We start from the raw sequence: 25,016 nt of genomic DNA on the forward strand, positions 1-25,016 counted from the left end.
ACAGGACCTGGCCGCCATGGCCGAGCTCTCGCGGCGCATCGCCGAGCAGATCGGCGGCGGGCCGGCGGGGAGTCCTCCGGACGGGGAGGCGCCGGGCACGGAGAAACCGGCGGGCACGGACAGGCCGCCTGTCGCGGCAGCGCCGGGTGAGGCGGCGCCCTCGGGTGAGCCGGCGGCCGCGGAGCAGGCCGCCGCGCCGCGCCGCGTCCACGGCCCCCGCGTGACCGTCTCGCGTGCCTCCGGCATGGTCCAGGGCGATGCCCCGCGCTCCCAGCAGGACCACCTCGACGACCTCGTGCGCCGCTACACCGCCAAGACGCCGACCTCCAAGCAGATCGCCCAGCGCTACCGCCGGGTCCTCGCCGACAGCCGCGCCGTCGTGGGCTTCCGCAGCGGTACGAAGGAGATGCTCTACCCCATCGCGGGCCGCCGGGCGAGCGGCTCCCGCCTGCAGGACGTCGACGGCAACGAGTACGTCGACATCACGATGGGCTTCGGCGTGCTCCTCTTCGGGCACGAGCCGGCCTTCGTCAGCGAGGCGGTGCGCGAGCACCTCACCCGTGGCATCCAGCTCGGCCCCCGCAACGTCGAGACCGGCGAAGCCGCCGAGCTGCTGGCCGGGATGACGGGCATGGAGCGCGTGGCGTTCGCCAACTCCGGTACGGAGGCCAACTCCGCGGCCATCCGCCTCGCCCGCTCCGCCACCGGCCGCAACAAGATCGTCACCTTCCTCGGCGCGTACCACGGTCACGCCGACACCGTCCTCGGCCGCTCCTCGGGCGGCCCGGAGGCCCGGGTCACCGTGCCCGTCTCCCGCGGCATCCCGGACAGCGCCGTCGCGGACCTGATCGTCCTGGAGTACGGCAGCGACGCCTCCCTGGAGGCCATCGCGCAGCAGGCCGGCGACATCGCCGCCGTCATCATCGAGCCCGTGCAGAGCCGGCACCCCGAGCTGCAGCCCGTCGAGTTCGTACGGAAGCTGCGCGAGCTGACGGCCCGCCTCGGCATCGTCCTCATGTTCGACGAGATGCTGACCGGCTTCCGCCCCGCGCCCCGCGGCGCCCAGGAGCTGTACGGCGTCACGCCCGACCTCGCCACCTACGGCAAGCTGCTCGGCGGCGGCTTCCCCATCGGGGCCATCGCCGGCCGCGCCGACATCATGGACGGCGTCGACGGCGGCTACTGGTCCTACGGCGACAACAGCTACCCGCCCGCGGACACCACGTTCTTCGGCGGCACGTACATCCAGCACCCCGTGTCGATGGTCGCCGCGCGCGCCGTCCTCGCGCACCTCAAGGAGCACAGCCCGCTGCTGCAGGAGCGGCTCAACGCCCGCACCGGCGAGCTGGCCGCGGGGCTCAACGCCTTCTTCGAGGCGGAGGAGTTCCCGCTGCGGATGAGCCACTTCGGCTCGCAGTTCCGCTTCGACCACCGCGCGGACATGGAGCTCCTGTACCACCACCTGATGCTGCGCGGCGTGCACGTGTGGGAGTGGCGGAACTTCTTCCTCTCCACCGCGCACTCGGACGGCGACCTGGAATTCATCGCGGACGCGGTGAAGGGTTCCCTGCGGGAGCTTCGGGGTGCGGGGTTCTTCCCGGGCACCGCCCGCGTTGCGGCGCCGAAGGCACCGTCGACGCCTGCGGCGGGGGCGTTGTTGGCGGACCTGGTCACCGTGGCTGCGAGGCCCCCGGAACCGGCCGCACCGCCCCGGGGCTCCGCCCCGGCCCCCGGTCCTCAGACGCCGGACGGGCTGAAGAATGAAGGGGCTTCTGGTCCGCAGGGGCTGGGTGGGTCCGGCGAGGGGCAGGTCCCCGGCCTTCAGGGGCTGACTGAGCCCGGCCAGGAGCGGGCCTCCAGCCCGCACGAGGCGGGTGCACCAGCCCCGCAGGCGGACTCCGCCGGCGACGGGCCCCCCGGGCCCGGCCGCCGCGTCGCCGCCATGGCCTGGAACGCGGCCGCGGCCGTCGTCCCGGCCGCTTCGCAAGCAACCCCCGCGCCGGCTGCTCCGCAGGCAAGCTCCGCGCCTGCCGTGCCGCAGGCAGCGCCCCGTACCCCCGACTTCAGCGTCTACTTCTTCGGCGACTACCCGCAGGACGGCGGCGCCGACCCCGACCCCGACGCCGACCCCGGCGCCGCGTCCCGCGCGGGCAAGTACGAGCTGCTCCTGGAGACCGCGCGGTTCGCGGACCGGAACGGGTTCCACGCGTTGTGGATGCCCGAGCGGCACTTCCACTCCTTCGGCGGGCTCTTTCCCAACCCCGCCGTGCTCGCCGCCGCCCTGTCCCGGGAGACCTCGCGGATCCGGCTCAACGCCGGGTCCGTCGTCCTGCCGATCCACGACCCGATCCGGGTCGCGGAGGAGTGGTCGATGGTGGACAACCTCTCCGGGGGCCGCGTCGGCATCGGCATCGCCAGCGGCTGGCACGCCAACGACTTCGTCTTCTTCCCCGAGCGCTTCGGCCGGCACAAGCAGGCGATGTACGAGCAGCTGGAGCAGGTGCGGCGGTTCTGGCGGGGCGAGGCGCTGCGCCGGACCACCGGTGACGGCGAGGCCGACGTGCGGCTCTTCCCGCGGCCCGTTCAGGACGCTCCGCCCATGTACACCGCCGTGGTCGGCAACCCGGCCTCGTTCGAGCTGGCGGCCCGCCACGACCTCGGCGTCGTCACCAACCTGATGACGCAGAGCGTCGAACAGCTCGCGGAGAACGTCGCGCTGTACCGCCGCACCCGCGAGCAGCACGGCCTGGACCCGGCCGCCGGGCGCGTGGCCGTCCTGATGCACACCTACCTCGCCGGCCGTCACGACGTGGCGCGGGCCGAGGCGTACGAACCGCTGTCGCGCTACATGCGGGCGTCCCTGTCGCTGTTCGGCGGCGTCACCAACAGCCTCGGGCACAACGTGGACCTCTCCTCGCTCAGCGAGGACGACCTCGACGTGGTGTTCCGCCGCGCGTACGACCGATACTGCGACCAGCGGGCGCTGATCGGCACGGTCGACAGCGTCTCGCCCGTGGTGCGCACGGTGACCGCGGCCGGCGCCGACGAGATCGTCTCGCTCGTGGACTTCGGCGTCGCGCCGGACGAGCTGCGCGCGAGCCTGACCCACATCGACGCGCTGCGCCACCGCCACCGTCAGGCCCCGGCCGAGGCCGAGGCTGAGGCCGAGGCTGCGAGCAGGGTCGCCGGGACCGAAGCCCCGGCCCCGGCGCTCGTGCCCGCCGCACTCCTCACCCCCGCGCCCGCCCCCGCACCCGCCTCTGCGCCCGCTCCCGTTCCTGCCCCCGCCATCGCCCCCGCGGACGCCCCGCTGTCGCCGGGCCAGGAGCGGATCTGGTTCCTGGAGCGCATGCTGCCGGGCCGCACCGCCTACAACGAGACCAAGGCGATCCGTCTCGACGGCCCGCTCGACGTGGCGGCCCTGCGCGCCGCGCTGCGCGGCCTGGTGGCGCGTCACGAAGGCCTGCGCACCGTCTTCCGGGAGATCGGCAACGAGCCGCGCCAGGTCGTACGGGCCCCCGCCGAGCCCGACTTCGCCGTCGTGGACGGCACGGGCCGGGGCGAGGCGGCGGTGCAGGAGGTCCTGGCGGCCGAGAGCGCCCGCCGCTTCGACCTCGCTGAGGGGCCCCTGTTCGTCACGCGGCTGGTGAAGCTCGCCGACGACGCGCACGTCCTCGTGCTGTCCCTCCACCACATCGTGGTCGACGCGGCCTCCGCGACCGTCCTGACCCGGGACCTGTCCGCCCTCTACCGGGCCTGGCGCGACGGCACCGAGCTCGGCCTGCCCGAGCTGACGTGGAGCTACGCCGAGCACGCCCGCGAGCAGGCCGCCGCCCTGGAGGGGCCGGAGGCCGCCGCGGACCTGGCCTACTGGCGCGAGACGCTCGGCGGCGACCTGCCCGCCCTGAACCTGCCCACCGACCGGCCGCGCCCGGCGGTGATGACCTCCAACGGCCGGGCCGTCTTCCGCACCCTGGACCCGGAGCTCTCCACGCGGCTGCGGGAGCTGAGCCGGGCCCGCCGCGGCACCCTGTTCATGACCCTGCTCGCCGGCTACGCGGCCATGCTGCACCGGGTGACCGGGCAGGACGACATCGTCATCGGCACCCCGATCTCCGACCGGCCGCAGCGGGCCGAGGAGCTGCTCGGGTTCTTCGTCAACACCCTGGCCCTGCGCTTCGACCTCTCCGGCGACCCGTCCTTCGCGGCGCTCCTGGACCGGGTGCGCGGCCGCGCCCTCGACGCGTACGACCACGCGGGCGTCCCCTTCGAGGCCGTGGTGCGCGAGCTCGCGCCGCCGCGCGTCCTGGACCGCACCCCCGTCTTCCAGGTACTCGCCGAGTTCCAGAGCAGCGAGCCGTTCCGCTTCGAGCTGCCCGGGGTGCGCGCCACGCCGCTGGACGCGGGCCCGGACAAGGCCCTGACGGACTTCACCGTCTACTTCACGGATCAGCCGCAGGGCATCCGCTGCCACCTGGAGTACAACACCGACCTGTTCGACCCGGAGACCGTCGAGCGGTTCTTCGGCACCTTCCGGGACCTGCTCGCGGCCGCCGTCGACGCGCCGGAGGCCCCGCTGTCCCGGCTCGTCGCGACGGCCGCCGTCGGCGACCCCGTACCGGCCGCGTGGCAGAACGGTCCGGTGCGGCCCGCCGCGGCCGGCACCGTCCACGAGCTGGTCGCCCGGCAGGCCGCGGCGGCGCCCGGCGCCACCGCCGTGATCGACGGCGACAATGTCCTGACCTACCGTCAGCTGGAGGGGCGGGCCGAGCGGCTGGCCGCCGTGCTGCGGGAGCGGGGCGGCGACGGCGCCCCCGTCGCCCTGTGGCTGCCGCGCTCCGCCGACCTCGTCGTCGCCATGCTCGCGGCGCTCAAGTCCGGCCGCGCGTACGTGCCCCTGGACCCCGCACTCGGCCGCTACCGCGCCGAGACGGTCCTCGCCGAGTCCGGCGCCCGCACCCTGGTATCCACGCACGACCGGGCCGCGGACCTCCGCCTTCCGGCCGGCGTCACCGTCGTCACCCCCGACGACGCCCCGGCCGGCACCGCAATCGGCACAGCGACCGGCACGGCACCTGCGGCGCCCGCCGCGGACGGCGAGTCCCTCTGCTACGTCATCTACACGTCGGGCAGCACCGGCACGCCCAAGGGCGTCGCGGTGCCGCACCGCGCCGTCACCGACCTGTGCGCGTGGCAGCACCGCCGCTTCGGCTTCACCGCCGCCGACCGCAGCGCCGTCGTCTGCAGCCAGAGCTTCGACGCCTCCGTCATGGAGATCTGGCCGGCGCTGACCGCGGGGGCCTCGGTCACCGTCGCAGGCGACGCCGTCCGCAAGGACCCGCTCGCGCTCGCCCGCTGGTACGCCGCCCAGGGCGTCACCTTCACCATCCTGCCGACGGCCCTCGGCGAGACCGTGCTGCAGCTCGCACCGGGCGACCAGCCGCCGCTGCGCCACCTCCTCCTGGGCGGTGACGTGATGCGCACCCGGCCGCGCCCCGGCACGCCGTACGAGGTCGTCAACGTCTACGGGCCCACCGAGGTCACCGTGCTGTGCACCGTCGAGACGGTCGATCCCGGCGCGCAGTCCGGTGGCGTGGGCGAGGAGATCGCGATTGGCCGCCCCGTCGACAACGTGCGCCTGCGCGTCCTGGACGAGTCCGGCGCGCCGGTCCCGGTCGGCACGGTGGGGGAGCTGTACGTCGGCGGACCGGGCGTGGCCCGCGGCTACCTGCACCGGCCCGAGGACTCCGCAGGACGCTTCCTGCCCGACCCCGACGCCGACCCTCACGCCGACCCCGACGCCGCCTCCCACGGCGGTCCGGACGCCCGGCTCTACCGCACGGGCGACCTCGTGCGCTGGACCGCCGACGGCAGGCTGCAGTTCCGCGGCCGCACCGACGACCAGGTCAAGATCCGCGGCTACCGCGTCGAGCCGGAGGAGGTCTCTCGCGCGCTCAACACCCTGGACGGGGTGCGTGAGGCCGTCGTCCTGGCGCGGCGCAACGGCCGGGGCGAGGCGTACCTCGCCGCCTTCGCGGTCCCCGCCGACCCGGTCGGGGACGGGGCCGACGACCGGCAGGCGTTCGCCGACCTCATGGCCGACGCCCTGGCCGAGCGCCTGCCCGAGTACCTCGTGCCGCGTGCTTGGACGGTCCTGGCCGCGCTGCCGGTGACGGCGGCGGGCAAGCTGGACCGCGCGGGCCTGCCGGCACCCGACCTCGTCACCGCGGCACCTGCAGCGTCGGCAGCATCTGGCGTATCCGCTGCGTCTGCCGCTCCGGCCGCGGCCGCCGTGGCCTCTGCGCCCGCAGAGCCCGCAGCCCTCGCAGCTCCCGCAGCCCCCGCAGCTCCCGCAGAGCCCGCGCCTGGGAACGACGTCGAGCAGCGGCTGCGCGCCCTGTGGGCCGCGGAATTCGGCACCGACGCCGGTGCCATCGCCCCCGACGCCTCGTTCTTCGACCTCGGCGGCCACTCCATCACCGCGATCCGGCTGGTCAACCGGACCCGCGAGGAGTTCGGCACCGAGTACCCGATGGTGCGCTTCTACGAGGAGCCGACCCTGCGGGCCATGGCCGCCTTCCTGGCCGGATCGCCGTCGCAGGAGAACGGGGCGGAGACGGAGACGGAGACGGAGGGTGTGGTCTTCGGTGACCCCGTAGAGCACCGGGCCCCCGCCACCGAGCAGCAGATCCGCTTCGTCACGGGCCAGCTCGGCCACCCCCTCCCGCAGGTGTTCAACGTCGCCATGCGCCTGACCCTCACCGGCGACCTGGACGTGGCCGCGCTGCGCACCGCCCTGACCCGGCTCGTCGCCCGGCACGAGGGCCTGCGCACCCGCATCGTCGCGGCGGGCGACGACGACTGGCAGCAGGAGATGCTGCCCGCCGGGCCCGTCGACCTGCCCGTCGAGGACCTGAGCGGGCTGCCCGCCGGGGAGCGCGAGGCGGGCCTGGAGAGGATCGCCGCCGAGGCCGCCGAGGAGCCGTTCGACCTCGCGGTCGGATCGGGACCGCGGCTGCGCCTGCTGCGGGCCGGCGAGCGCACCTGGGTGCTGCTCTTCGTCCTGCACCACGCCGTGTGCGACGGGTGGGCCGTCAGCCTGCTGCTGAAGGAGCTGGCCGCGCTCTACGGCGCCGCCGCGAAGGGCCTGCCCGACGGGCTGGAGCCCGAGCCGCTGCAGCCGGGCGCGTACGCGCGCTGGCAGCGCGAGCACGCCGACCCCGCTGCCGACGAGCGCAAGCTGAAGTTCTGGCGGCGGGAGCTGGACGGCGTGCCGTTCGGCATCGACCTGCCGCTGGACCGGCCGCGGCCGGAGAAGGCGAGCGGGCGGGGCGGCGTCGTGATGTTCACGGTGCCCGCCGAGGTGCGCGCGGACGTGGAGCGCCTGGCGCGCAGCCGCGGTACCACGCCCTTCGCGGTCACCGTGGCGGCGCTGGGCCGGCTGATGGCCCGCAAGTCCGGCCAGTCCGATGTCGTCTTCAGCATCTCCTACGCTAACCGGGAGCGGCGCGAGTTCGAGTCGCTCATGGCCTGTACGACCTCCGGGTTCGCGCTGCGGGTGCGCGACGGCGAGGCGGCGTCGTTCGCGGCGCTGACGGACCGGGTCGCCCGGACGTCCGTGGAGTGCATCGACGAGCTCCTGCCGCCGCGGCGCCTCGCCCCGCTGATGCAGCGGGAGGGCGTGGACATGCCGGACCGGCTCGCGGTGGGCTTCGCGTACCAGAGCTCGCTGGAGACCGACGTCGAGATGCCGGGGCTGACCGTGGCCGTCGAGGATCTCGCGCCCGCGGCCTCGCGGGCGGAGTTCACCCTCGGGCTCGTCCCGGCGGGCGATGTCCTCGCGGGGATGGCCGAGTACTCGTCCGACCTGTGGGACCAGGAGACCGTCGAAGGCTGGACGCGCGACTACGTCGAGCTGCTGCGCGACGAGGTCCGGGCGGCCCTCGAAGGGTGACCTGTCCGGCCGTCCGGTGGGGTGAAGATCACAGGTCACCCCGGCGGCCGGCCGGCACCCGGCCGACTACCGTGACCGGGTGCCGAAGAACCGGAACACGTTCTCTTCCGACGCCTCCACCGCCCTGCGGGCGTGGGGGCGTCGTGCCGCGTCCCGCGCGGTCCACCGCGGCTGGCGGTGGATCCAGCAGGCCGGCGCGGTGACCGCCGAGCGCCCGGGCCCGTACCGCTTCCGCCGGATCGGCCCGGCGACCAGGCTCGCCTTCCCGCTCGGCACGGTCTTCGGCGAGCGCTGGATCGAGCTCGGCGACCACTGCATCATCGGCGAGCAGGTCACGCTCACCGCCGGCATGATGCCCGGCCTCGACCTCGGGCCCGACCCCGTCCTCCGGCTGGGCAACGGCGTCGTCCTCGGCCGGGGCAGCCACGTCGTGGCCTCACAACCGGTGACCTTCGGCGACGACGTGTTCTGCGGCCCGTACGTCTACGTCACCAGCGACAACCACTCCTACGACGACCCGCACCAGCCCATCGGCAGACAGTGGCCGCGCAGCGCACCCGTCTCCATAGGCTCCGGCAGCTGGCTGGGCACCGGCGCGGTGATCCTCCCCGGCGCCCGCCTCGGCCGGAACGTGGTCGTCGCCGCAGGCTCCGTCGTCCGCGGCGAGGTCCCCGACCACGCGGTGGTAGCAGGCGCCCCGGCAAAGATCGTCCGCCGCTGGGAGGCGGCCACCGGCTGGGTCCCGCCACTGCGGACGGCGCCCCCGGTGCCGATCCCCTCAGAAATGACCGCGGAACAGCTGAAGGCCCTCGCCGACCTGCCACCGTCACCGGACGGGACGTAGCCGGGGCTGCCAGGACCGTCCCCTGCTGCCGGGGACGACGCTGACCGTACCGACCGAGAGCCTGCACTCCGCGCCGCCGGACAGGGCACCGACTTCCCGGGCAGCCCAGGCCGCGTGTGTCAGTGGCCATGTGGATCGGCTCTGATCATGGCCGCTGACACACATGCAATCGCACACGCCCGGCTCCCCGTCGCCCGGGCCTCGACGTTCATCACTCGGAAGCCGCATCGCGGACTGTGCAGCGCGGCGTCCACTGGACATGGGAAGACACAAGCCGAACAAGCCCCAGCGTCTTCGCGCGTCCCTGACTGCGCACGCCGCGCGGCGAGGCGCAGCCCATTACTGAGAAGCTGAGACCGCAGGCGCAGTCCGGCGACTGGAAGCCGGACATGCTCGACCAGCGTGATCTGACATTGACGCCTGCCCCTGGCGACGGGCATCCACTCATCAATGGGCACCGCGTAACACACGAGATGTGCCATGCGCTTTGCGTCGAGCGCCCTCCACCGGCCCACCACTTCGTGTGCGAGGAGCTGGCCAACCTAGCAAGTAGGCAAGGACACGAACCCGAAGGGCTGATCGGGACGCACACCCTTGGGCCGCCCCTCTTCTGCTACTTCCAGCTGACGCGGAACGGGCTGGCTCCCCGAAAATCCGGACGCGGCCGGGCAGCCAGCTGGCGGCAGGACTCCGTTGTCGTAGCCGTAGAGGTGGATGGGGTCGTGCGGTGATACTCCAGGGCCTGCGCCGTCCCGGACTGGAGGCCGTGCAGCGGTCGTCGACGACGAGCGTGCCGTGTATTGGCCGGCCACTCAGCATCCTCATCCCGCAGAACGCACCAGCCTCGACGACAGCACAGGCCGCGGCCGCCACTGCCACCCTGCAGACCGTCCCGGTCCACATAGGTGTTTCTGAGGCCGCCGCCCTCCAGTTGGAAGACCGGGCCCAGAACCACGAGGACGAGGCCGCCCCGGGAGACGGCGGCCGCGACGGCCGCCCTGCTACGCGCCGCCATGAAGCAGCGCAGTTGACCCGTTGTGGGAAAGCCCCGCACATGGCGGGGCTGACCTGCAAGGATCCAAAAGAGACCACTGTGCTGCCATCTCACCGGACTCTAACTCTAGATAGATAGTGTTCGAGCTAGGTAGAGTTGACGGTATGGCAGAGCCCAAGATGACCCGCACCACACTGGACGTGTTGTCAGTGTTGGTGAAACAGGATCAGGAGCTCTACGGCCTGAAGATCGCTCAGGCCACAGGCGTCCTGACAGGCACGATCTATCCGATTCTCGCCCGCCTGGAGAAGGCAGGCTGGGTGACCAGCGAATGGGAATCCGGCGAAGAGCCCGACTCTCGAGGGCCCCGGCGCCGCTTCTACCGGCTCACCCCGAACGGGCTGCAGCGAGCCCAGTCGGCACTCCAGCGCGCGGCATCCCGCCAGGCGGCCGCTCCCGGCCGCCCCGGAGCCGCCGGTCCGTCCATCGGTTTCGGAGCGTGAGGACAGCACAGTGGACGGATACTTCACCGACCCCGCCTTCTGGGTCCTTCAGCTGCTGCTGCTCTTCATCGGGTGGCTGGTCAGGCAGGTCGCTTCAGTCACCGAGTGGCGCGTGAACCGGATCATCCGCAACGCGAAGAAGCAGATCGAAGACGTAGAGGGAGCGGAGGAACTCCTCAGCGGGTGGGACGAAGAGATCACGGAGGCTCCCCGCGGAGTGCTGTTCACCTACTTCATCGCTTGCCGCATACGGCGGCAGGCTCGCCACATCACGAGGCTGCTTCGCATTCAGCAGGAAGAAGCGGCAAGCGGAGATGCCGCGCTCACCACGGCCTCGCGTCGGCAGCAGCGCCGCGCCCGTCGCGACGAGCGGCGAGCACGGCGGATGTCGGGCACGATCAAGCACCTGACCAACGCGGCGGCGGCCCTGATCGGGCCTGAGTACGGTATGGACTACTGGGCGCAGTGGACCGCGGAGCTGGAGCAGATCAGGAACCCGGTCGTCAGGCTCGCTCACGCCTTCAGCAACCTGTGGGCGGCCGTGAGGCTTCGCATGATCCTCCGGCCGGCACCGGCCCAGGAGGAGCCGGGGCCGGTCCGGCTCCTGGCGGAACGCCTCGCCCGCGGCGTTGACCGCGTCGCCGCCTCCAACATGCTGTCCGGCACTCTCGCGGGCCTCCTGCTCGGGGGCGCCCTCTACGGGCTCTACTCCCTGGCAGGCCTTGAACCAGCCTGCTACGCAGCCATTCCGGCGATCTACTGCACCAATTGGTCCGTGGCACGAGTGCGCCAGTGGTGGGCGCTCCGGCGCACGGTCGCACAGCAAGAGTGAGAGATCCCAGCAAGCAGCAGAAGCCGCTCCACCTTCGCTGTGGGTCCCCGCGCGGCATTCGCGCGGGGACCCACAGGCACGTTCGTCAGGTCTTTCAAAGCAATAACAAGCCCAACAGGCGCACCGGCCTTGGTGAAAATGACCAGGTCAGGCAGCAGAGGAGGGGACAACTACGCGGCAGTGTCCTGGCGTTCGGCCACGGCGCGGCGCAGCTGCTCCAGCTTCAGCAGCAGCTCCCGCAGGCCGGCGTACCGCAGGCGCCCGACGCGGTACGAGGTGACCAGGCCGTTCTCCCCCAGGGGCGACCCGGGTGGCCTGAGCACGGTGGTGCCGTCGGCGTCGAGGACGCCATCGTGGTTGACCCAGAGGGAGACCCACAGCCTCAAGGTCCCGTGGGCCCGTGCGACCAGGATGGCGCGGACCGGTAGCCACCGCTCCAGCGCGGCCCGGGTCAGAGTCGAGGTCTCGACCCACTCCGCCTCGGTCGCCGTGCTCACTCCGTGCGGGGGCGCCGCTCGACGCACACCGCTCTGTGGTCCTCGGCCAGGCGTGTGGTGCGCAGGCCGGCCAGCTCGCCACTGCGCGTTTTGGTGTCGAGCAGCACGGCGAGCACCGCGGTCAGCCGGGTCTGGGCCGGCGACATCGTGCCGCCGAGGTGCTCGTCGAGCTGCGCACGCAGGGCCGCCAGTGTGGAGAAGGCCGGGGTGGGCTGCTGCGGCAGCTCCTCCGCCCAGCCGCAGCGGGGGCAACCCCAGCGCCTCGCGCAAGATGTCCACGGCCTTGCGCCGGATCTCGTTCGTCGGCTCCGAGGTGGGGGATAGCCGCTGGCTACCCGGCGGGCCCGCAGCGCTCCGGACTCCGCGAGTCGGACGTACGGGTCGAGGGCATCTTCCAGCAGCCGCCGCAGGCTGAAGCGGTCGATCAGCGGCTGGTCGGCCGCAGTGGAGAGTTCCTCGTCCTCGGCGAAGCGGCGCAGCCAGTATCCGCTGCGGTGGGCGCCGAGCTGGCGAGTCGCGGCGCGCATCTGCTCGCTTTGCCGTCACCGTCACCGGAGTTGCCGTTCCTCCGGAAGCGGGGCCGTGCCCCGAGGCCGACGCCTTACACGCCGGACGATCCCCCGGACGCCTGCGCCGTAGCCGGGCTCCGGCTACGGCTGCTCGTCCCGGTGACCGTCGGGGGTGTGGGGGCAGGGCGGCCGCCGCAGCGCGCGGCGCTCCCGGAACTTCGCGGCGGCCCAGCCGGTGGTGGCGAGGGTCAGGCCGGCGGCCAGGCTCCCGAGGAACTCGGGCAGGGTGGAGTGCAGGGTCTCGTACACAGACATGCCGACGCGCCCATGAGGCCCGTCGCGCGCCGTACTCCTCCGTGTACGTCTCCAGCGTCGACCTTGCATGTGCCCCCGGGCCCGCAGGGCGGGCGCACGACCCAGGGTGTCGCGCGTCGTACTGCAGCCGAAGACAGGTCGGTCGGGTGAGTGACCACCGCCCCGAAGAAGGGGGTGGCCGACCGACGTCTCGTCTGCAGTTGTTCTCCGATGCTGGTGAGCAGTCTGCCGGGACGTTCGGATGTGCGGGGCGCGTCATGTCGGCGACGCGTGAATCGTGGCTCTGGCACGGAATGTGAGACAGAGCCACTTTTTCAGACGACGCCCACAGTGTCGGATGTATGTCCGGATTTGCGATGAACGCGAGTTCACGTCCAGTCCTATCGAAGGTGATCTGCTGACAGCTCCCTGACCAGGGCGGAGCGGATTCGCTGAGACTGATCCGACGCCGCGCATGTCATTGATTCTGCTCTGTGCAGCACCTTCTCCGGCCCCACGTCATGGAACCTGCTCTGATGATGTTGGTGGAAAGTGACACAGAAGGCGCCCTTGAGTCAGCCGGAGTGCGGCTGGAGCAGGCAACCGCAGTAAGACCAGGATGCCGCCCAGCTCGGGGGACACTCCTCGGTGTGCGTCAGACGGGGAGCCTGGATGACAGTGCCCTGACCTGGTTCATGTAGGTCAAGACGGAGTGTTCGCGGCGCCAGGGGTGGAGCGCGTTGGTGAAGATCTTGATGTAGTCCAGACCGCGTGCGGTCTGGAGCCGGGAGAAGACCTGGAGCGATTCCTGTCCGAGGGGCAGGGCGGCGTCCAGGTCCCCCTGCTGAGCGTGGGCTGTGGCCAGGACGGACAGCCGGATGCCCCTGGACCTGGCGAACGCATCCCCAGGCATCGCCCCCAGAGCGTGCCACGCGAAGGTGGATTTCGGGCGCCCCAGGTCGCGGAAGATTTCCGTGGCATCCGTGACGACGCGCTGCCGGGTGAAGAAATCGATCCAGGGCCGCTCGCCCGTGCCTTCGGCCTGCCCGCGTTCCTGGAACTGTTCGGCGGTGGCCAGGCAGGCGCAGGCCGAGCGTGCGTCACCATCCCGTGCGTGCGCGCGTGCCTCGATTAGCTTGGCGAAGCCGAGCACCCGGGGGTCGGCGGCCGGTACCCGCTCGTAGGCCCCCTGGGCCATGTCGATGGCCTGCGAGGCGAACCCGCGCATCATGGATTGCATGGCCATCGTGGCCAGGATGTACGAGCCCAGGTGGATGTCGCCTGCGGCCTTGGCCAGCCGCAGGGCCTGGATGTAGTGGCGCTGCGCGGTCTGGTGCTGGCCGGCGTCAAACGCCGTCCACCCGGCCAGGCGGGCCATCTCGGCGGTCACGGAGAACAGATCACGGCCATCGCGCTCCGAGTACCGGGCGCGCAGCAGCGGTGTGACGCGCTCGTCCAGGTACTCGGTGAGTGAATGGGACTTCCACAGGGCTCCGCCGAACCGCGAGTCCCACGTCCGTGCGTTATCGGCCGCTGCGCGGAGCTCTTCGATGTGCGCGCGGCCGAGGGCGTAGACGCCGGATGAGGGCTTCATGGGCTCGGTTGGGCTGACCAGCCAGCGGGTCACTGGTTCGGAGAATGCGGAGGCGGCGAAGGGAGCCGCGGCGAGGAAGTTGCGTCGGTTCACGGTGCTCCAATACGAGGCCGTTTCGGTGAGCGCCTGCCGCTGGTCGCGTGGAAAGGCGAGGCCGATTGCGCGGTCGTTCTGCGGTGATCCCATGCCGATGTCGGCTAGGCTCACGGCCCGCCCGAGGCGTTCGGCGAGCGCGGTGCAGATGTGCTGGGGCACCGGCCACCTCGGCTGCATGCCCCGGCGGGACCAGTTGGCCACGGAGGTGTGCGTGTATTCGCTGGCGATGCCCTCGGCCAGGCAGAGCTCGTTCAGCCGATGCGCCAGCCGTTTGTGGCTCATGCCGGACTCCGCGATCAGCTTGTCCAGATGAACATTCGCTCCGCGACCGGAGGACCTTCCCACTGTCACGACCTCACGCTCCGCTCCCAGTCGGCCGTCGCGTCAACTCCAGCCTAGCTACGGCAGGTTGACTTCGATGCCCGTCGCGATCTGTGAGCCCCCCTTGTGAGCCCTGCGGGACTGCTCCCGCCCTGGTGTCCTGACAGGAAACAAAGACGAAGCACACGAAATGCGAGGCTGACCAAGGCCATGACACCTGCCGGGAAGAAATGGATACCGACGTGCGGAACGCGCTCACGGAACACGGCACGCCGACTGCTCACGCCGATCCCGTACATCGGGCCGCTGCTCCCTGAGATCCTGCCCCCGTGGGCGATCGCCGTCACAGTGGTGCTCATGGTCGCGGCGGCCAGCACCGCCGATCGACTTGACTCGCCTCAGGAGCCGGGGCATGTAAGCGCGAGCAGGCAACCGGACCGGGGCGCGGAGCAGCTTCGCTGACATCATCCTTCAGATCTGTCTAGGTTCAGCGACATCGGAGCAACTCGCGTGAGATGGGAAATTCACTCCGATATGGGCCCTCTCTGAAGGCCTCCGAAGGTGTATCGCGTCGGATAACCTCTCCTTATCCGACGCGACAAAAGGGACATGATGGTGAGTCAGTCCGATGCGCGGGAACGGGGCGCGATGACCGCCCCCGCCGCGCGCCCGCACCGCCGGCTGGCGAGGAACTGAGCCACGCCGCCGCCCTCACCGAGGCCGACGCCGACGCCCTGGAGATCTTCCTTACCCGGCGGCTGCGCGCCCTGCAGGGCGCGCAGCAGTGGAACAGTGACGAGTACCGTGCGGCGGTCGCTCTCCGGTGGGTGCTGCGGGATCTGATGGAGCCGGTACGGGCGTCGTTCTGCTACGACGACGGCTCCCCCGAGATCCTCCTCGCCCGGATCCAGCACTGGAACCGGCTCCAGATCGTTGCGCAGCGCTGGGAGGACGCGGACGGCTACGACCGTGCCCGCTGGACCCCTGTCTTCCACCTCGACGCCGCAGGCGAGGAACGGGCTGCGGAGTACCGCCGCCAGGAGGAGGAGAAGCGCGACGCGTACGAACGGCGGAAGCTGCTGCGGGGCCTGTGATGACCGAGACCGAACTTCCCCGGACCGCAAACGGGCCGTCCATATCCCCGGCGGATCCCGAGCGGCAGGCGCTCATCGAGCGATGGGTCGAACGCCACGGCATCGACGCCGCCCGCCGCCTCGCCGAGGCCGAAGACCTCGCCGACGCCGTCGCCGCCGAGGTCACCCCCGACAACACCTTCGACACCTACGCGAAGTCGTGGCGGGTGTGGACCCGGTTCTGCGCCACCACCGGCCTGCCCGAACGCGAGGCCAGCCGCGGCGCCCTTGTCGCGTTCGTGACGTGGATGCTCCGCGAGGGCCAGCAGAACGGCAGCGGCTACGCGCCCAGTTCCGCCAGCACCCACCTCGCGGCTGCCGTCGTCGGACTGCGCGAGCGCGGCGTCAGTGTCTCCGGTGATGACCAGGGCGCCGCCCGCAAGGCCCTCGACGGCCTGGCGGTGAAACTGCTGCAGGAGGGCGAGCGGCGCGGCCGCGGAAAGGCAGCCGGCGCGAACGTTGAAGGCCTTCATGTCATCGCCCAGTCCTGCCCCGACACCCTCGCCGGCGAGCGGTACAAGGCCCTGGTCCTCACCGGCTTCCACTACGCCTCCCGCTCCCAGGACCCGGCCGGGCTGCTCGCCGCCGACGTCACCGCACACCCGCGCGGCCTGGTCGTTGCCGTCCTCACCGGCAAGACCAAGCACTCCGTGCGCGACGCCAAGATCCGCTACGCGAACGATCCGGCGATCTGCCCGGTGCGCGCCTACCGCTCCTACCGCGCGCGGCTCGCCGCCGAGGCCGACCCCCGCTGGAGCTGGCCCGACGCCCCCGCCTTCGTCGGCATCGACCAGTGGGGTCACATCACCGGCGGTATGGGCCCCGACTCCGTCACCCGCGCCATCAAACGCATCTCCCAGCGGGCCGGGGTACCCCTCGCCTGGACCGGGCACTCCCTGCGCATCGGCCTGGCCTCCACCGCCCGCTAGGCGGGCAAGGACGCCGTCGTCATCGCCGACCAGGGCGGCTGGGCCCGTTATTCCCGCTCCATGCTCGGCTACATGAAGATCGACGACGGCTGGGACGACAACACCGCCGCAGGACTGACCTGACAGCGCAGCTCCGCATCCCCGGCAGATTGAGCGACGTTCCGGAGAGCCGCATACCAGCAGTGGACCGGTGAGCTTCGACACCGAGGGGGGCGCACTGCTTAGATGGGAACGCTCGCGTTGTCGCCTTTACTCCGTCAAGCGCACGGCGCACCCGACGCGAAGAGTGCCCCGCCCCCTGTCGCCGGCCAAGCTGTCGGGGGCGAGGCCTACCAGCACCGCGTCTCGGCCCCGGCTCCTAGGCCGGGGCCTTTTGCTGCCAGACTCCGATCACAGCCAGTCCCGTACGGTCAGCACGACTGCACGGAGCGGGCCGAACCAGCGGGCCCAGCGATAGAGCCGGTCCCACCTGCCGCCGCGGTGTCCCTCCGGACCGTAGCCCATCGGGTGTCCCCTTTCCGGAGCCCAGCGGTCGTGGACCCCATGGGAAGACATGACCCACGAAGCACCGAACGGCCACGGAAGAGTGAGCGGCCCGCATCACATTACCGAAGCGCACCAGCACTCCCGGACCGCGCCGAACGGCCGCTGGCCCAGGAGGACATCGAACGTTCGCTGCAACCTGCTGCTCCGGGTGCGAACCACACCAGGACAGGGAACACGGGGCACCACACCCCTGATCAGCGAGTTCTCTCGGACTGACAGCCCGCCCACGACCGACAGGGTGCCAATGCCCCACCTCTCGGTACGCCGACACTGACGGAAAACCGCGGAAACGAAGGCACAAGAAGACGTGAGAAGACGCGAAGAAGGCGCCAAGAAGACGGGTCAGCCGCCTGCTCGTGGCGAAGGCGTAACCGGCCTTCGCTGCCTTCGAGCATGATTCTTCTCCCCAAGCGAAGCGAGAACCCGTAAACACAGGCACCAGACACAAGGCGAACCGCTCATCGGCGTCCTTCAGGATCACCGTATGACGCCGTGCCGTAGCCAGGAGGGAGAAGCCACGACCTGATACCCAGGTGATACCCCCGTGTCCCTGGTGATACCTCGGGTGATACCCCCGCGATACCCGGGGCGAGTCCAGCGGCGAAAGACGCCCGCAGCCGCAGCCGACACAGGCCCTGGGCACGTTCTCGTCATGCGACGTGGTGCTGCCCCGTGCGCATCTTGACGAGGGCCTCCTGGTCCTCCGGCAGCCCGCGCCACCCGTGCGCGGCCAGGGCATCCTCCGCCGTCATCGCCAGCGCCTTCCCGATCTCTTCCGGCCATGGGGACCATCGGAACAGCCAGTAACGCCAAGCACTTGATCTTGGTCTTGGGCCGGCCTTACCGCATCTCGGCGTTCGGGTGGGGTTGAGCCTGAAGCCGTTCGCGCAGGTCGTTCTCCTCGGGGGTGAGAGGTTCCCCGGGCCGGCGGATGCGGGCGGGCTTGGGCCGCAGCGGCAGGCCATCGTCCGCCGCGGTGGCCTCGGCTTCCGCGAGTGCCCGGTACAGCGAGGCGACCGAGGGTGACTTGCCCGCGTTCTTCCCGACCTTGATGGTGAGCTTCGTAGCGATCTCGGGAACGGGTACGCCCTTGTCCTTCAGTGCGACGGCGAAGGTCAGCATGTCGTCGTCGATGACCTTCGGGCGCCCGCCGTGGTTGCCCTTGGACGCGGCGATGACCTGGCCCTCCAAGGTCTTCTCCCGGATGTAGTTGCGCTCGATCTGCCCGGCGACGGCGAGGACGGCGAAGAACATGGCGCCCATGCCGTTGGGGTCGTAGATGCTGGTGAGCGGGCCGGTGAGGAGTTCGAGCTGGATGCCGCCGGCCTGGAGATCGGCGGACAGCGTCATCAGCTCGGCCGCGTTCCTCGCCAGACGCTTGAGCTCGTGCACCGTGAGGATGACGGGCGTCTCCGGGGCGGCCTCCTTGAACTGGTGGGCCAGCGCGAGGGCCTTCTCCAGTTCTGGCCGCACCTTCACGCGGGTGCTGATCTGTTCCTTGAAGACCTTGTGGCGCTCCGCCCGGTGGAGGGCTTCGAGCTGGCTCGCCAACTCCTGCCGCGCGGTCGACGTCCTTGCGTACCCGATCCGGACCGGCCGCTCGGTGCGGGGTGCGGGCACGATCGCGAGCGCCGGGCCCTGCTTCCACGCGCGGCCCGGCTGCCGGTCGGCGGGGACGGGGATCTCCAGTTCCTCGCGGAGCGCGGGGACGAGGACGAAGCGGGGGGTGTGGTACTTCGTGGCGGTCTTCCCGCCCCGGGTGCGGCAGGTGCTGCCGGCAGGCGCGTCGCAGTTCGGGCAGTCGTGACGTTCTACCGCCAATGCCGTCTGATCGGGCGTGAGATCCGTGGCGGCAGTCACTCAGAAGTGCCTCGCATATCGCGCCGGTTTCGAGAGGACTTTCGTGAACGGCGGCCTGCGGAAACGTGATCGCTCCGGGGCTCTCGCAGAACTCTCACAGATGACCATTTGTGAGAGACCGTCAAGGTTGCGACGAGCTACCGGGCCTCGCCTCCGGATCGTGCCTCCAGGGCGTGATGCGCGTGTCCTGGAGGCACGCTCACACGTCGCGGCGCCTGACGACGAGAACGGCGAGTGCGACCGTGATCAGCGGCCAGAGCGTGTACACGATCCAGGAGCCGGAGACCGTGGCGGTGTAGCCCAGGGAGCCGGGGTCCGGCTCCCAGGTTTGGACCAGGCGATTCCAGGCGGCCGACACCAGCGCGTGTTTGATGTCCGCCGACCAGCGGTTGCTCTCCGAGAACATGGTGGGCAGCATCAGCAGGGTGAAGACGCTGGTGACCATGGTCCCGGCGGCATGCCGGAGCAGAACGCCGAGGCCCAGACCGACCAGGGCACAGACCGGAGCCAGCAACGCGGATGCCGTCAGCGCCCGGAACACCCCGGGGTGGGTGATCGGAACGCCGGCATGGTGCCCGTCCAGGATGGCCTGGGAGACCAGGAAGGAACCGGTGGAGGCGGCCGTGCCGACCGCGGTCCACAGCGCGGCGGTGACGGCCGCCTTGGCCAGCACGACCGAGCCGCGGGCGGGGACGGCCACGGTGGTGGTGCGGATCAGCCCGCTGCTGTATTCGCTGACGACGGTGAGGGCGCCCATGCTGCTGGCGACGAGCATCAGCGTCCAGTAGCCGGCCGCCGGGTAGGCGTCGTAGGGCAGGAAGTCAGCGGGGCCGGAGCGGGCGGCCTTGTCCGTCAGCGTGGCCACGGCGGTGGACCCGATGACGAACAGGACGGTGAGTGCGATTGTCCACCGGGTGGAGCGCAGGGACCGGGTCTTGATCCACTCGGAGGCGAGCAGGTCCCGGAAGCGGACGGGCGGGCCGGCGGCGGGGGTGGTCGGGGGGACGGAGGCGAGTGTGGTCATCGGGACTGTCCTGCCTGGTATTCGACGCTGTCGGCGGTGAGTTCCATGAAGGCCGTCTCCAGTGAGGCGGTACGCGTGGTCAGCTCGTCCACGCGGATACGGCTCTCGAAGGCGAGCGCTCCGATCCGGTCCGCCGACAGCCCGGTCACGGCGAGCTTCTCGGCGCCCGCCGAGCCCTCCGGCTCGACCGAGGCGCCCGCCGCGGTCAGCACGGCTGCCAGCTCGGCGGCCTGCGGTGTCGCGACCACGACGCTGCTACGGGTGCCGCGGGCCGCGAAGTCCCGTAGCGGCTCGGCGGCGATGAGGCGGCCCCGGCCGATGACGACCAGCTGGTCGGTTGTGTTCTCCATCTCCGACATCAGGTGGCTGGAGAGGAAGACCGTACGCCCCTCGGCGGCCAGGCGCCGGAAGAGCCGGCGTACCCAGAGCACGCCCTCCGGGTCCATGCCGTTGACCGGCTCGTCGAACATGAGCACGGGCGGGTCGCCCAGCAGGGCGGTGGCGATGCCGAGGCGCTGCTTCATGCCGAGGGAGAAGCCGCCGATGCGGCGGGTCGCCGCCTCGGTCAGCCCCACCTCCTGGAGCACCTCGTCCACCCGGCGCCGCGGGATGCCGTTGCTGCGGGCAAGAGCGGACAGGTGGGCGGCGGCGCTGCGTCCGCCGTGGACCTGTCCGGCATCGAGGAGGGCGCCGACGTGCCGCAGTCCGCGCGAGTGGTGGTGGAAGGGGACACCGCTGACGGTGGCGCTGCCGGTGGTGGGCGCGTCCAGGCCGAGGATCATCCGCAGGGTGGTGGACTTGCCGGCTCCGTTGGGGCCGAGGAACCCGGTCACCTGGCCCGGCCGCACGGTGAAGGACAGATGGTCGACGGCCGTCTTGCCGCCGTAGCGCTTGGTGAGTTCGTTGACTTCGATCACGACACCCACACTGCCGAGAGGACCCCCGCCCGGGCATGGGGCCGTGGGCGGCAATCGTGCGGCCGCATTAGCCCGTGGGTGTACGTCCCCGGGCCGATGCCGCGCGGGCGGTGGCCGGTTAGTCTCGCGGCGTGAACCCCGTAACGATCACTCCGTTGCCTGCGCGCGTTGCGCACCGAGGCCTTGCCCCCGAGAGGGCACACCGCCGATGACAAGAACGAAGACCGTGGCCTGGGCGGGGGGTGCCTCCTACCTCCTCATGGTGGGTCTGCTGGTGGGGGGCGCGACGCGGGCGTCGGGCACGGTCCACGCTGTCGGGTCACTGCTGGCCGTGAGCCTGCTCGTCGGCGTGGTGCGACGGAAGCCGCAGCTGGCTCTGACCATGACACTCCTCGGATCCACGGCTGTGGTGGTGGGCACTCCGAGCTCCGTCCATGAGGGCCTGGCGGCGTCGTATCAGGGCCAGTACCTGTCGTATCTGGCGGTGGACCTCGTACTGGGCTTCATCGTCGCCACCTGCGCACGGCGCGCTTCGATCGTCGCCGTGGCCGTGTCTGTCGCCGTGCAACTCCTGGTGATCGGCGGCTTCGCGCACGGGGACAACCTGACCATCAACGGGGTGATCGCCCTCCTGGCCATGGCCGCATCCTGCATGGCCGGTCTGCTGAGCCGCGAGCGCCGCGAGCACGCCGTGGTGCTGCGTGCGCAGGAGGTGGCCGAGGCCGTGACCGCCGAACGGCTGCGAATCGCCCGGGAACTGCACGACATGGTCGCGCACAGCATCGGCATCATCGCCATCCAGGCCGGTGTGGGCAGCCGAGTCATCCAGACCCAGCCGGCAGAGGCGCGCGAAGCCCTGCGCGCCATCGAGACCACCAGCAGAGAGACCCTGTCGGGCCTTCGGCGCACGCTGGTCTCGCTCCGTCAGGCCGACCGGGGCACGACCGTCTCGGAGCAGTCACCGCTCGCACCCTCGCCGGGGCTGGCGGACGTCGAACAGCTGGCGGCAGCGACCGCGGACGCGGGGGTACGCGTCGACGTGCGCCGCAACGGGGAGCAGCGTCCTGTGCCGGCCGACATAGACCTGTCCGCCTACCGCATCGTGCAGGAGGCGCTAACCAACGTGGTCCGGCACGCAGGCACCGGGCACTGCCGAGTGACCATCGACTACGGAGACGAGGAACTGTCCGTGGAGGTCGTCGACGACGGGCGCGGCGCCACCGGGAACGGCTCGGCCCACGGCTTCGGCATCATCGGGATGCGGGAGCGGGTCGGCCTGCTGGGCGGCCGGCTCAGCGCCGGACCGCGCCCTGAGGGCGGCTTCCGGGTGGCGGCCCGGCTGCCGCTACCCGCGCCCGTCGGAGTTCCGGTGGAGGCCCGATGACCGTCCGTGTGGTGCTCGCCGACGACCAACCACTGGTGCGGTCCGGGCTGCGCGTACTCATGGCCGACCACCCCGACCTGGAGGTCGTCGGTGAAGCCGCCACCGGTGCCGAGGCCGTCCAACTGGTCAGGGACGTGAGTCCCGACGTCGTGGTGATGGACATCCGGATGCCCGGAATGGACGGGATCGAGGCCACCCGCCTGATCACAGCCGGTCCGGCGACCACACGCGTCCTCATCCTGACCACCTTCGACGAGGACGACCACGTCTACGGCGCGCTCCGGGCCGGCGCGAGCGGCTTCGCGGTCAAGGACATGGCGCTGGACGACATCCTCGCGGCGGTCCGCGTGGTCGCTGCCGGCGACGCACTGATCGCCCCGGGTGTGACGCGCCGTCTGATCGCCGACTTCATCGGGCGCCCCGCGGCTGTCCCGGAGCGCTCCCCACGGCCGGTCGAAGGCATCACCGAGCGGGAACGGGAAGTGCTGACCCTGGTCGGACGCGGCCGGTCGAACACCGAGATCTCCGAAGACCTCTTCATCACGGTGGCCACCGCCAAGTCGCACGTGTCACGGCTGCTCACCAAACTGGGCGCCCGGGACCGCGTCCAGCTCGTCATCACCGCCTATGAGATGGGGCTCGTCACGCTGCCTCGCTGATAGCGTCCCTGGCCCCCATGGTGAAGTCGAAAGTGTCCTGTCACTCCCGTCTCAAGCCGCCGAAGGGCAGCGGCTACCATGCCACCCACTACGGCTGCAAAGAGGACTGGCCGGTCCCGGGCTGGCTCAGTCCTCTCCGTCGTCGTCATCGTCGAGGTTGACGACGTCCGGGTCCACCGGCATGCGGCGGACGGTATCCCCTCCGCGAAGTCCGACGAGCGGGTGTGCTGCAACAGTGTCGGCAGGTTCGGATATTTGGTCGTGAGGAATAGGCAGGCGGGGCGGCCGGTTCAGCTAGACCGGGCCACGGAGAGCCTCCATGTCCTTCGTCAAGCTCGCTTCGCGCCTGGGCTGTTTCTTCTTGATCGCCTTGCGGGCCGGATCAAGACGCAGGCCCCCGTGCAGATGCGCGGGGGCCTGGCAACGGCTGGGCAGGTCAGTCGTTGAACGCCGCAGCCACGGTATCTCCGAGCTGGTTCAGGACGTCCCGTGAGAGCTGCACCGACCCGGTGAATGAGAAGAAGGCGTGGGTGGCGCCCCTCACCGGGAGGTGTTCGACCGGCACGCCGGCGTCGGCGAGCCTTTGCGCGTACCGGTCACCCTGGTCCCGCAGCGGATCGTGTTCGGCGGTGACGATGACGGCGGGCGGCAGACCGGCCAGGTCGTCGGCGCGCGCCGGCGAGACACGCGGGTCACCACCTTCGCCGGGCGTGGTGAGGTAGAGGCCCCAGAACCATTCGAGCCAGGCGCGGGTCAGCAGCGGTCCGGCCATGTTTTCGTACATCGAGGGGCTGTCGTCGAACCGGTCGACCGCCGGATACGCCAGGACCTGCAGGGCGATCCGCGGTCCCCCGCGTCGCAGGGCTTCCTGCGCGAGGGTGGCGGCGAGGTTGCCGCCAGCGCTCTCACCGAACACCGCGATGTTCTGCCCGTCGCCGCCGAAGCTGTCGGCGTTGGCCGCGACCCAGGTGAGTGCGGCCCAGGCATCTTCTGTCGCCGCCGGGAAGCGGTGCTCCGGGGCAAGCCGGTAGTCGACTGAGACCACGATCGTGCCGGAGCGGTTGGCCATGATGCGGGCGATGTGGTCCTGGCTGTCCAGGTCCCCGAGGGCCCACCCGCCGCCGTGGAAGAAGACCGTCACGGGCAACCGCCCGGAGCCTGAGGCGCCGGCGGGGGTGTAGACGCGGACGGGAACCTCGATGCCTTCGGCGGCGGCCACGGTGTCGTGAACGCTGCTGACCGGCTCGGGGTCACCCGCGAGGGTGGCGAGGCTGTTCGCGAGGGCGCGGTTCTCCCCGACCGTCCGGCTCTCCGGTGCGGGGCCACTGCCTTCGGCCAACTGCTTGAGCAGGGCGTCGATCTGGGGGTCAAGGGACATGGCGGTCACCGTCCTGAAGGCTGCCGGAACACGGCAGATTGGAATCACTGCTCCAATTCGTATGCCCTCCAGAGTTGGAATGGCAATTCCAACTCTTGGTACGGTGGACGCATGAACTCGCCAGTGGACGCCGAAGAGCCGGAGCGGCGCCGGCTCACCAAGCCCGGCCGGAAGACCCGTGACCGCATCATCGAGGCCGCCGCGGAGCTGATGTTCCACCACGGCGTCGGGGGCACGAGCATCCCGGATATCCAGGCAGCCGCCGGAGTCAGCGCCTCGCAGATCTACCACTACTTCGGCGACAAGCAGGGCCTGGTCCTGGCCGTGGTCAACTTCCAGACCGACACCAAGCTCGACCAGCAGCGCCCCCTGCTGGACAACCTGGACAGCATCGCCGCGCTGCGGGCCTGGTGCGAGACGGCGGCCGACCGGCAGGACGCCATGGGGTGCGTGGGCGGCTGCGAGATCGGCTCGCTCGCCAGCGAACTCGCCGAAACCGACCCCTCTGCCCGCACCGACCTCTCCGCCTCCTTCGACCGGTGGGAACTCCCCATCAGGTCGGGCCTCGCCCGCATGCAGACCCGCGGCGAGCTGAGCGAGCACGCCGACGTCACCGCACTGGCCACCGCCCTGCTGGCCGCCATCCAGGGCGGCATGCTGCTGTCGCAGGTCCGCCGATCGAGCACCGCGTACCGGCATGCCGTATCGGCGGTGATCGACCACATCGAGAGCTACCTCGTCCCGTAAC

At 71.1% G+C, this 25,016-nt stretch carries 17 protein-coding genes; 9 read left to right on the top strand and 8 right to left on the bottom strand.

What is annotated here, in order from left to right:
- Nucleotides 1–16: 16 nt before the first annotated feature.
- The 4 genes from NQU55_RS20110 to NQU55_RS20125 all read left to right on the top strand — a co-directional run bounded on the left by NQU55_RS20110 (nucleotide 17) and on the right by NQU55_RS20125 (nucleotide 11,127).
- Nucleotides 17–7,954 carry a non-ribosomal peptide synthetase gene (locus NQU55_RS20110; protein ID WP_240976162.1) on the top strand — a complete coding sequence of 2,646 codons (7,938 nt, stop codon included), beginning with the start codon at nucleotides 17–19 and terminating at the stop codon, nucleotides 7,952–7,954.
- 79 nt (nucleotides 7,955–8,033) lie between these two features.
- Nucleotides 8,034–8,798, top strand: coding sequence for an acyltransferase (locus tag NQU55_RS20115; protein ID WP_168091519.1), 765 nt, complete (start codon nucleotides 8,034–8,036; stop codon nucleotides 8,796–8,798).
- Between the two features lie 1,158 nt (nucleotides 8,799–9,956).
- Nucleotides 9,957–10,295, top strand: a complete 339-nt coding sequence (locus NQU55_RS20120; protein ID WP_206329006.1) for a PadR family transcriptional regulator — start codon at nucleotides 9,957–9,959, stop codon at nucleotides 10,293–10,295.
- A gap of 10 nt (nucleotides 10,296–10,305) precedes the next feature.
- Entirely contained in the window at nucleotides 10,306–11,127 is an 822-nt protein-coding gene (locus NQU55_RS20125; protein ID WP_256790925.1) for a hypothetical protein, read from the top strand.
- Nucleotides 11,128–11,297: 170 nt separating this feature from the next.
- Here the strand turns inward: NQU55_RS20125 and NQU55_RS20130 are convergent, their stop codons facing one another.
- The 4 genes from NQU55_RS20130 to NQU55_RS20145 form a co-directional block, all read right to left on the bottom strand.
- Nucleotides 11,298–11,624 (bottom strand): hypothetical protein, encoded by a 327-nt coding sequence (locus NQU55_RS20130; protein WP_206329005.1) that lies wholly within the window; start codon nucleotides 11,622–11,624, stop codon nucleotides 11,298–11,300.
- On the bottom strand, nucleotides 11,621–12,151 hold the full coding sequence (locus NQU55_RS20135) for a hypothetical protein (RefSeq protein ID WP_206329004.1): 531 nt from the start codon (nucleotides 12,149–12,151) through the stop codon (nucleotides 11,621–11,623). The genes NQU55_RS20130 and NQU55_RS20135 overlap by 4 nt, the downstream gene beginning before the upstream one ends.
- A 123-nt stretch (nucleotides 12,152–12,274) precedes the next feature.
- Nucleotides 12,275–12,448, bottom strand: a complete 174-nt coding sequence (locus NQU55_RS20140; protein WP_168091517.1) for a hypothetical protein — start codon at nucleotides 12,446–12,448, stop codon at nucleotides 12,275–12,277.
- Between the two features lie 634 nt (nucleotides 12,449–13,082).
- Complete coding sequence (locus NQU55_RS20145) at nucleotides 13,083–14,468, bottom strand: NsdA family TPR-like regulatory protein (RefSeq protein ID WP_168091516.1); 1,386 nt, start codon at nucleotides 14,466–14,468, stop codon at nucleotides 13,083–13,085.
- Nucleotides 14,469–15,265: 797 nt separating this feature from the next.
- On the opposite strand from NQU55_RS20145, the gene NQU55_RS20150 reads away from it, so the two are divergent.
- Both NQU55_RS20150 and NQU55_RS20155 read left to right on the top strand, forming a co-directional pair.
- Complete coding sequence (locus NQU55_RS20150; protein ID WP_168091515.1) at nucleotides 15,266–15,532, top strand: hypothetical protein; 267 nt, start codon at nucleotides 15,266–15,268, stop codon at nucleotides 15,530–15,532.
- Complete coding sequence (locus NQU55_RS20155; RefSeq protein ID WP_240976158.1) at nucleotides 15,532–16,500, top strand: site-specific integrase; 969 nt, start codon at nucleotides 15,532–15,534, stop codon at nucleotides 16,498–16,500. Before NQU55_RS20150 ends, NQU55_RS20155 begins: the two co-directional genes overlap by 1 nt.
- Before the next feature lie 1,386 nt (nucleotides 16,501–17,886).
- Here the strand turns inward: NQU55_RS20155 and NQU55_RS20160 are convergent.
- From NQU55_RS20160 to NQU55_RS20170, 3 genes are all read right to left on the bottom strand, one after another.
- Nucleotides 17,887–18,867 (bottom strand): recombinase family protein, encoded by a 981-nt coding sequence (locus NQU55_RS20160; RefSeq protein WP_206329003.1) that lies wholly within the window; start codon nucleotides 18,865–18,867, stop codon nucleotides 17,887–17,889.
- Between the two features lie 238 nt (nucleotides 18,868–19,105).
- The gene (locus tag NQU55_RS20165) at nucleotides 19,106–19,930 is read right to left on the bottom strand and encodes an ABC transporter permease (RefSeq protein ID WP_168091513.1); all 825 of its coding nucleotides are present in this window, start codon (nucleotides 19,928–19,930) and stop codon (nucleotides 19,106–19,108) included.
- On the bottom strand, nucleotides 19,927–20,847 hold the full coding sequence (locus NQU55_RS20170; RefSeq protein WP_308402257.1) for an ATP-binding cassette domain-containing protein: 921 nt from the start codon (nucleotides 20,845–20,847) through the stop codon (nucleotides 19,927–19,929). Before NQU55_RS20170 ends, NQU55_RS20165 begins: the two co-directional genes overlap by 4 nt.
- Nucleotides 20,848–21,055: 208 nt before the next feature.
- Here NQU55_RS20170 and NQU55_RS20175 point away from each other — a divergent pair, with 208 nt between their 5' ends.
- Nucleotides 21,056–22,231 carry a sensor histidine kinase gene (locus NQU55_RS20175; protein WP_240976157.1) on the top strand — a complete coding sequence of 392 codons (1,176 nt, stop codon included), beginning with the start codon at nucleotides 21,056–21,058 and terminating at the stop codon, nucleotides 22,229–22,231.
- A complete protein-coding gene (locus tag NQU55_RS20180; RefSeq protein ID WP_168091511.1) occupies nucleotides 22,228–22,890 on the top strand; it encodes a response regulator in 663 nt (220 codons plus the stop codon). The genes NQU55_RS20175 and NQU55_RS20180 overlap by 4 nt, the downstream gene beginning before the upstream one ends.
- A gap of 436 nt (nucleotides 22,891–23,326) precedes the next feature.
- On the opposite strand, the gene lipP1 is transcribed toward NQU55_RS20180, so the two are convergent.
- Nucleotides 23,327–24,268: a LipP1 family hormone-sensitive lipase gene (gene lipP1 / locus NQU55_RS20185; protein WP_168091510.1), complete on the bottom strand. Its 942-nt coding sequence runs from the start codon at nucleotides 24,266–24,268 to the stop codon at nucleotides 23,327–23,329.
- A 111-nt stretch (nucleotides 24,269–24,379) separates the two neighbouring features.
- On the opposite strand from lipP1, the gene NQU55_RS20190 reads away from it, so the two are divergent.
- On the top strand, nucleotides 24,380–25,015 hold the full coding sequence (locus NQU55_RS20190) for a TetR/AcrR family transcriptional regulator (RefSeq protein ID WP_168091509.1): 636 nt from the start codon (nucleotides 24,380–24,382) through the stop codon (nucleotides 25,013–25,015).
- Nucleotide 25,016 lies beyond the last annotated feature (1 nt).

It is taken from the genome of Streptomyces telluris (assembly GCF_024519335.1).
GTDB lineage: Bacteria > Actinomycetota > Actinomycetes > Streptomycetales > Streptomycetaceae > Streptomyces > Streptomyces telluris.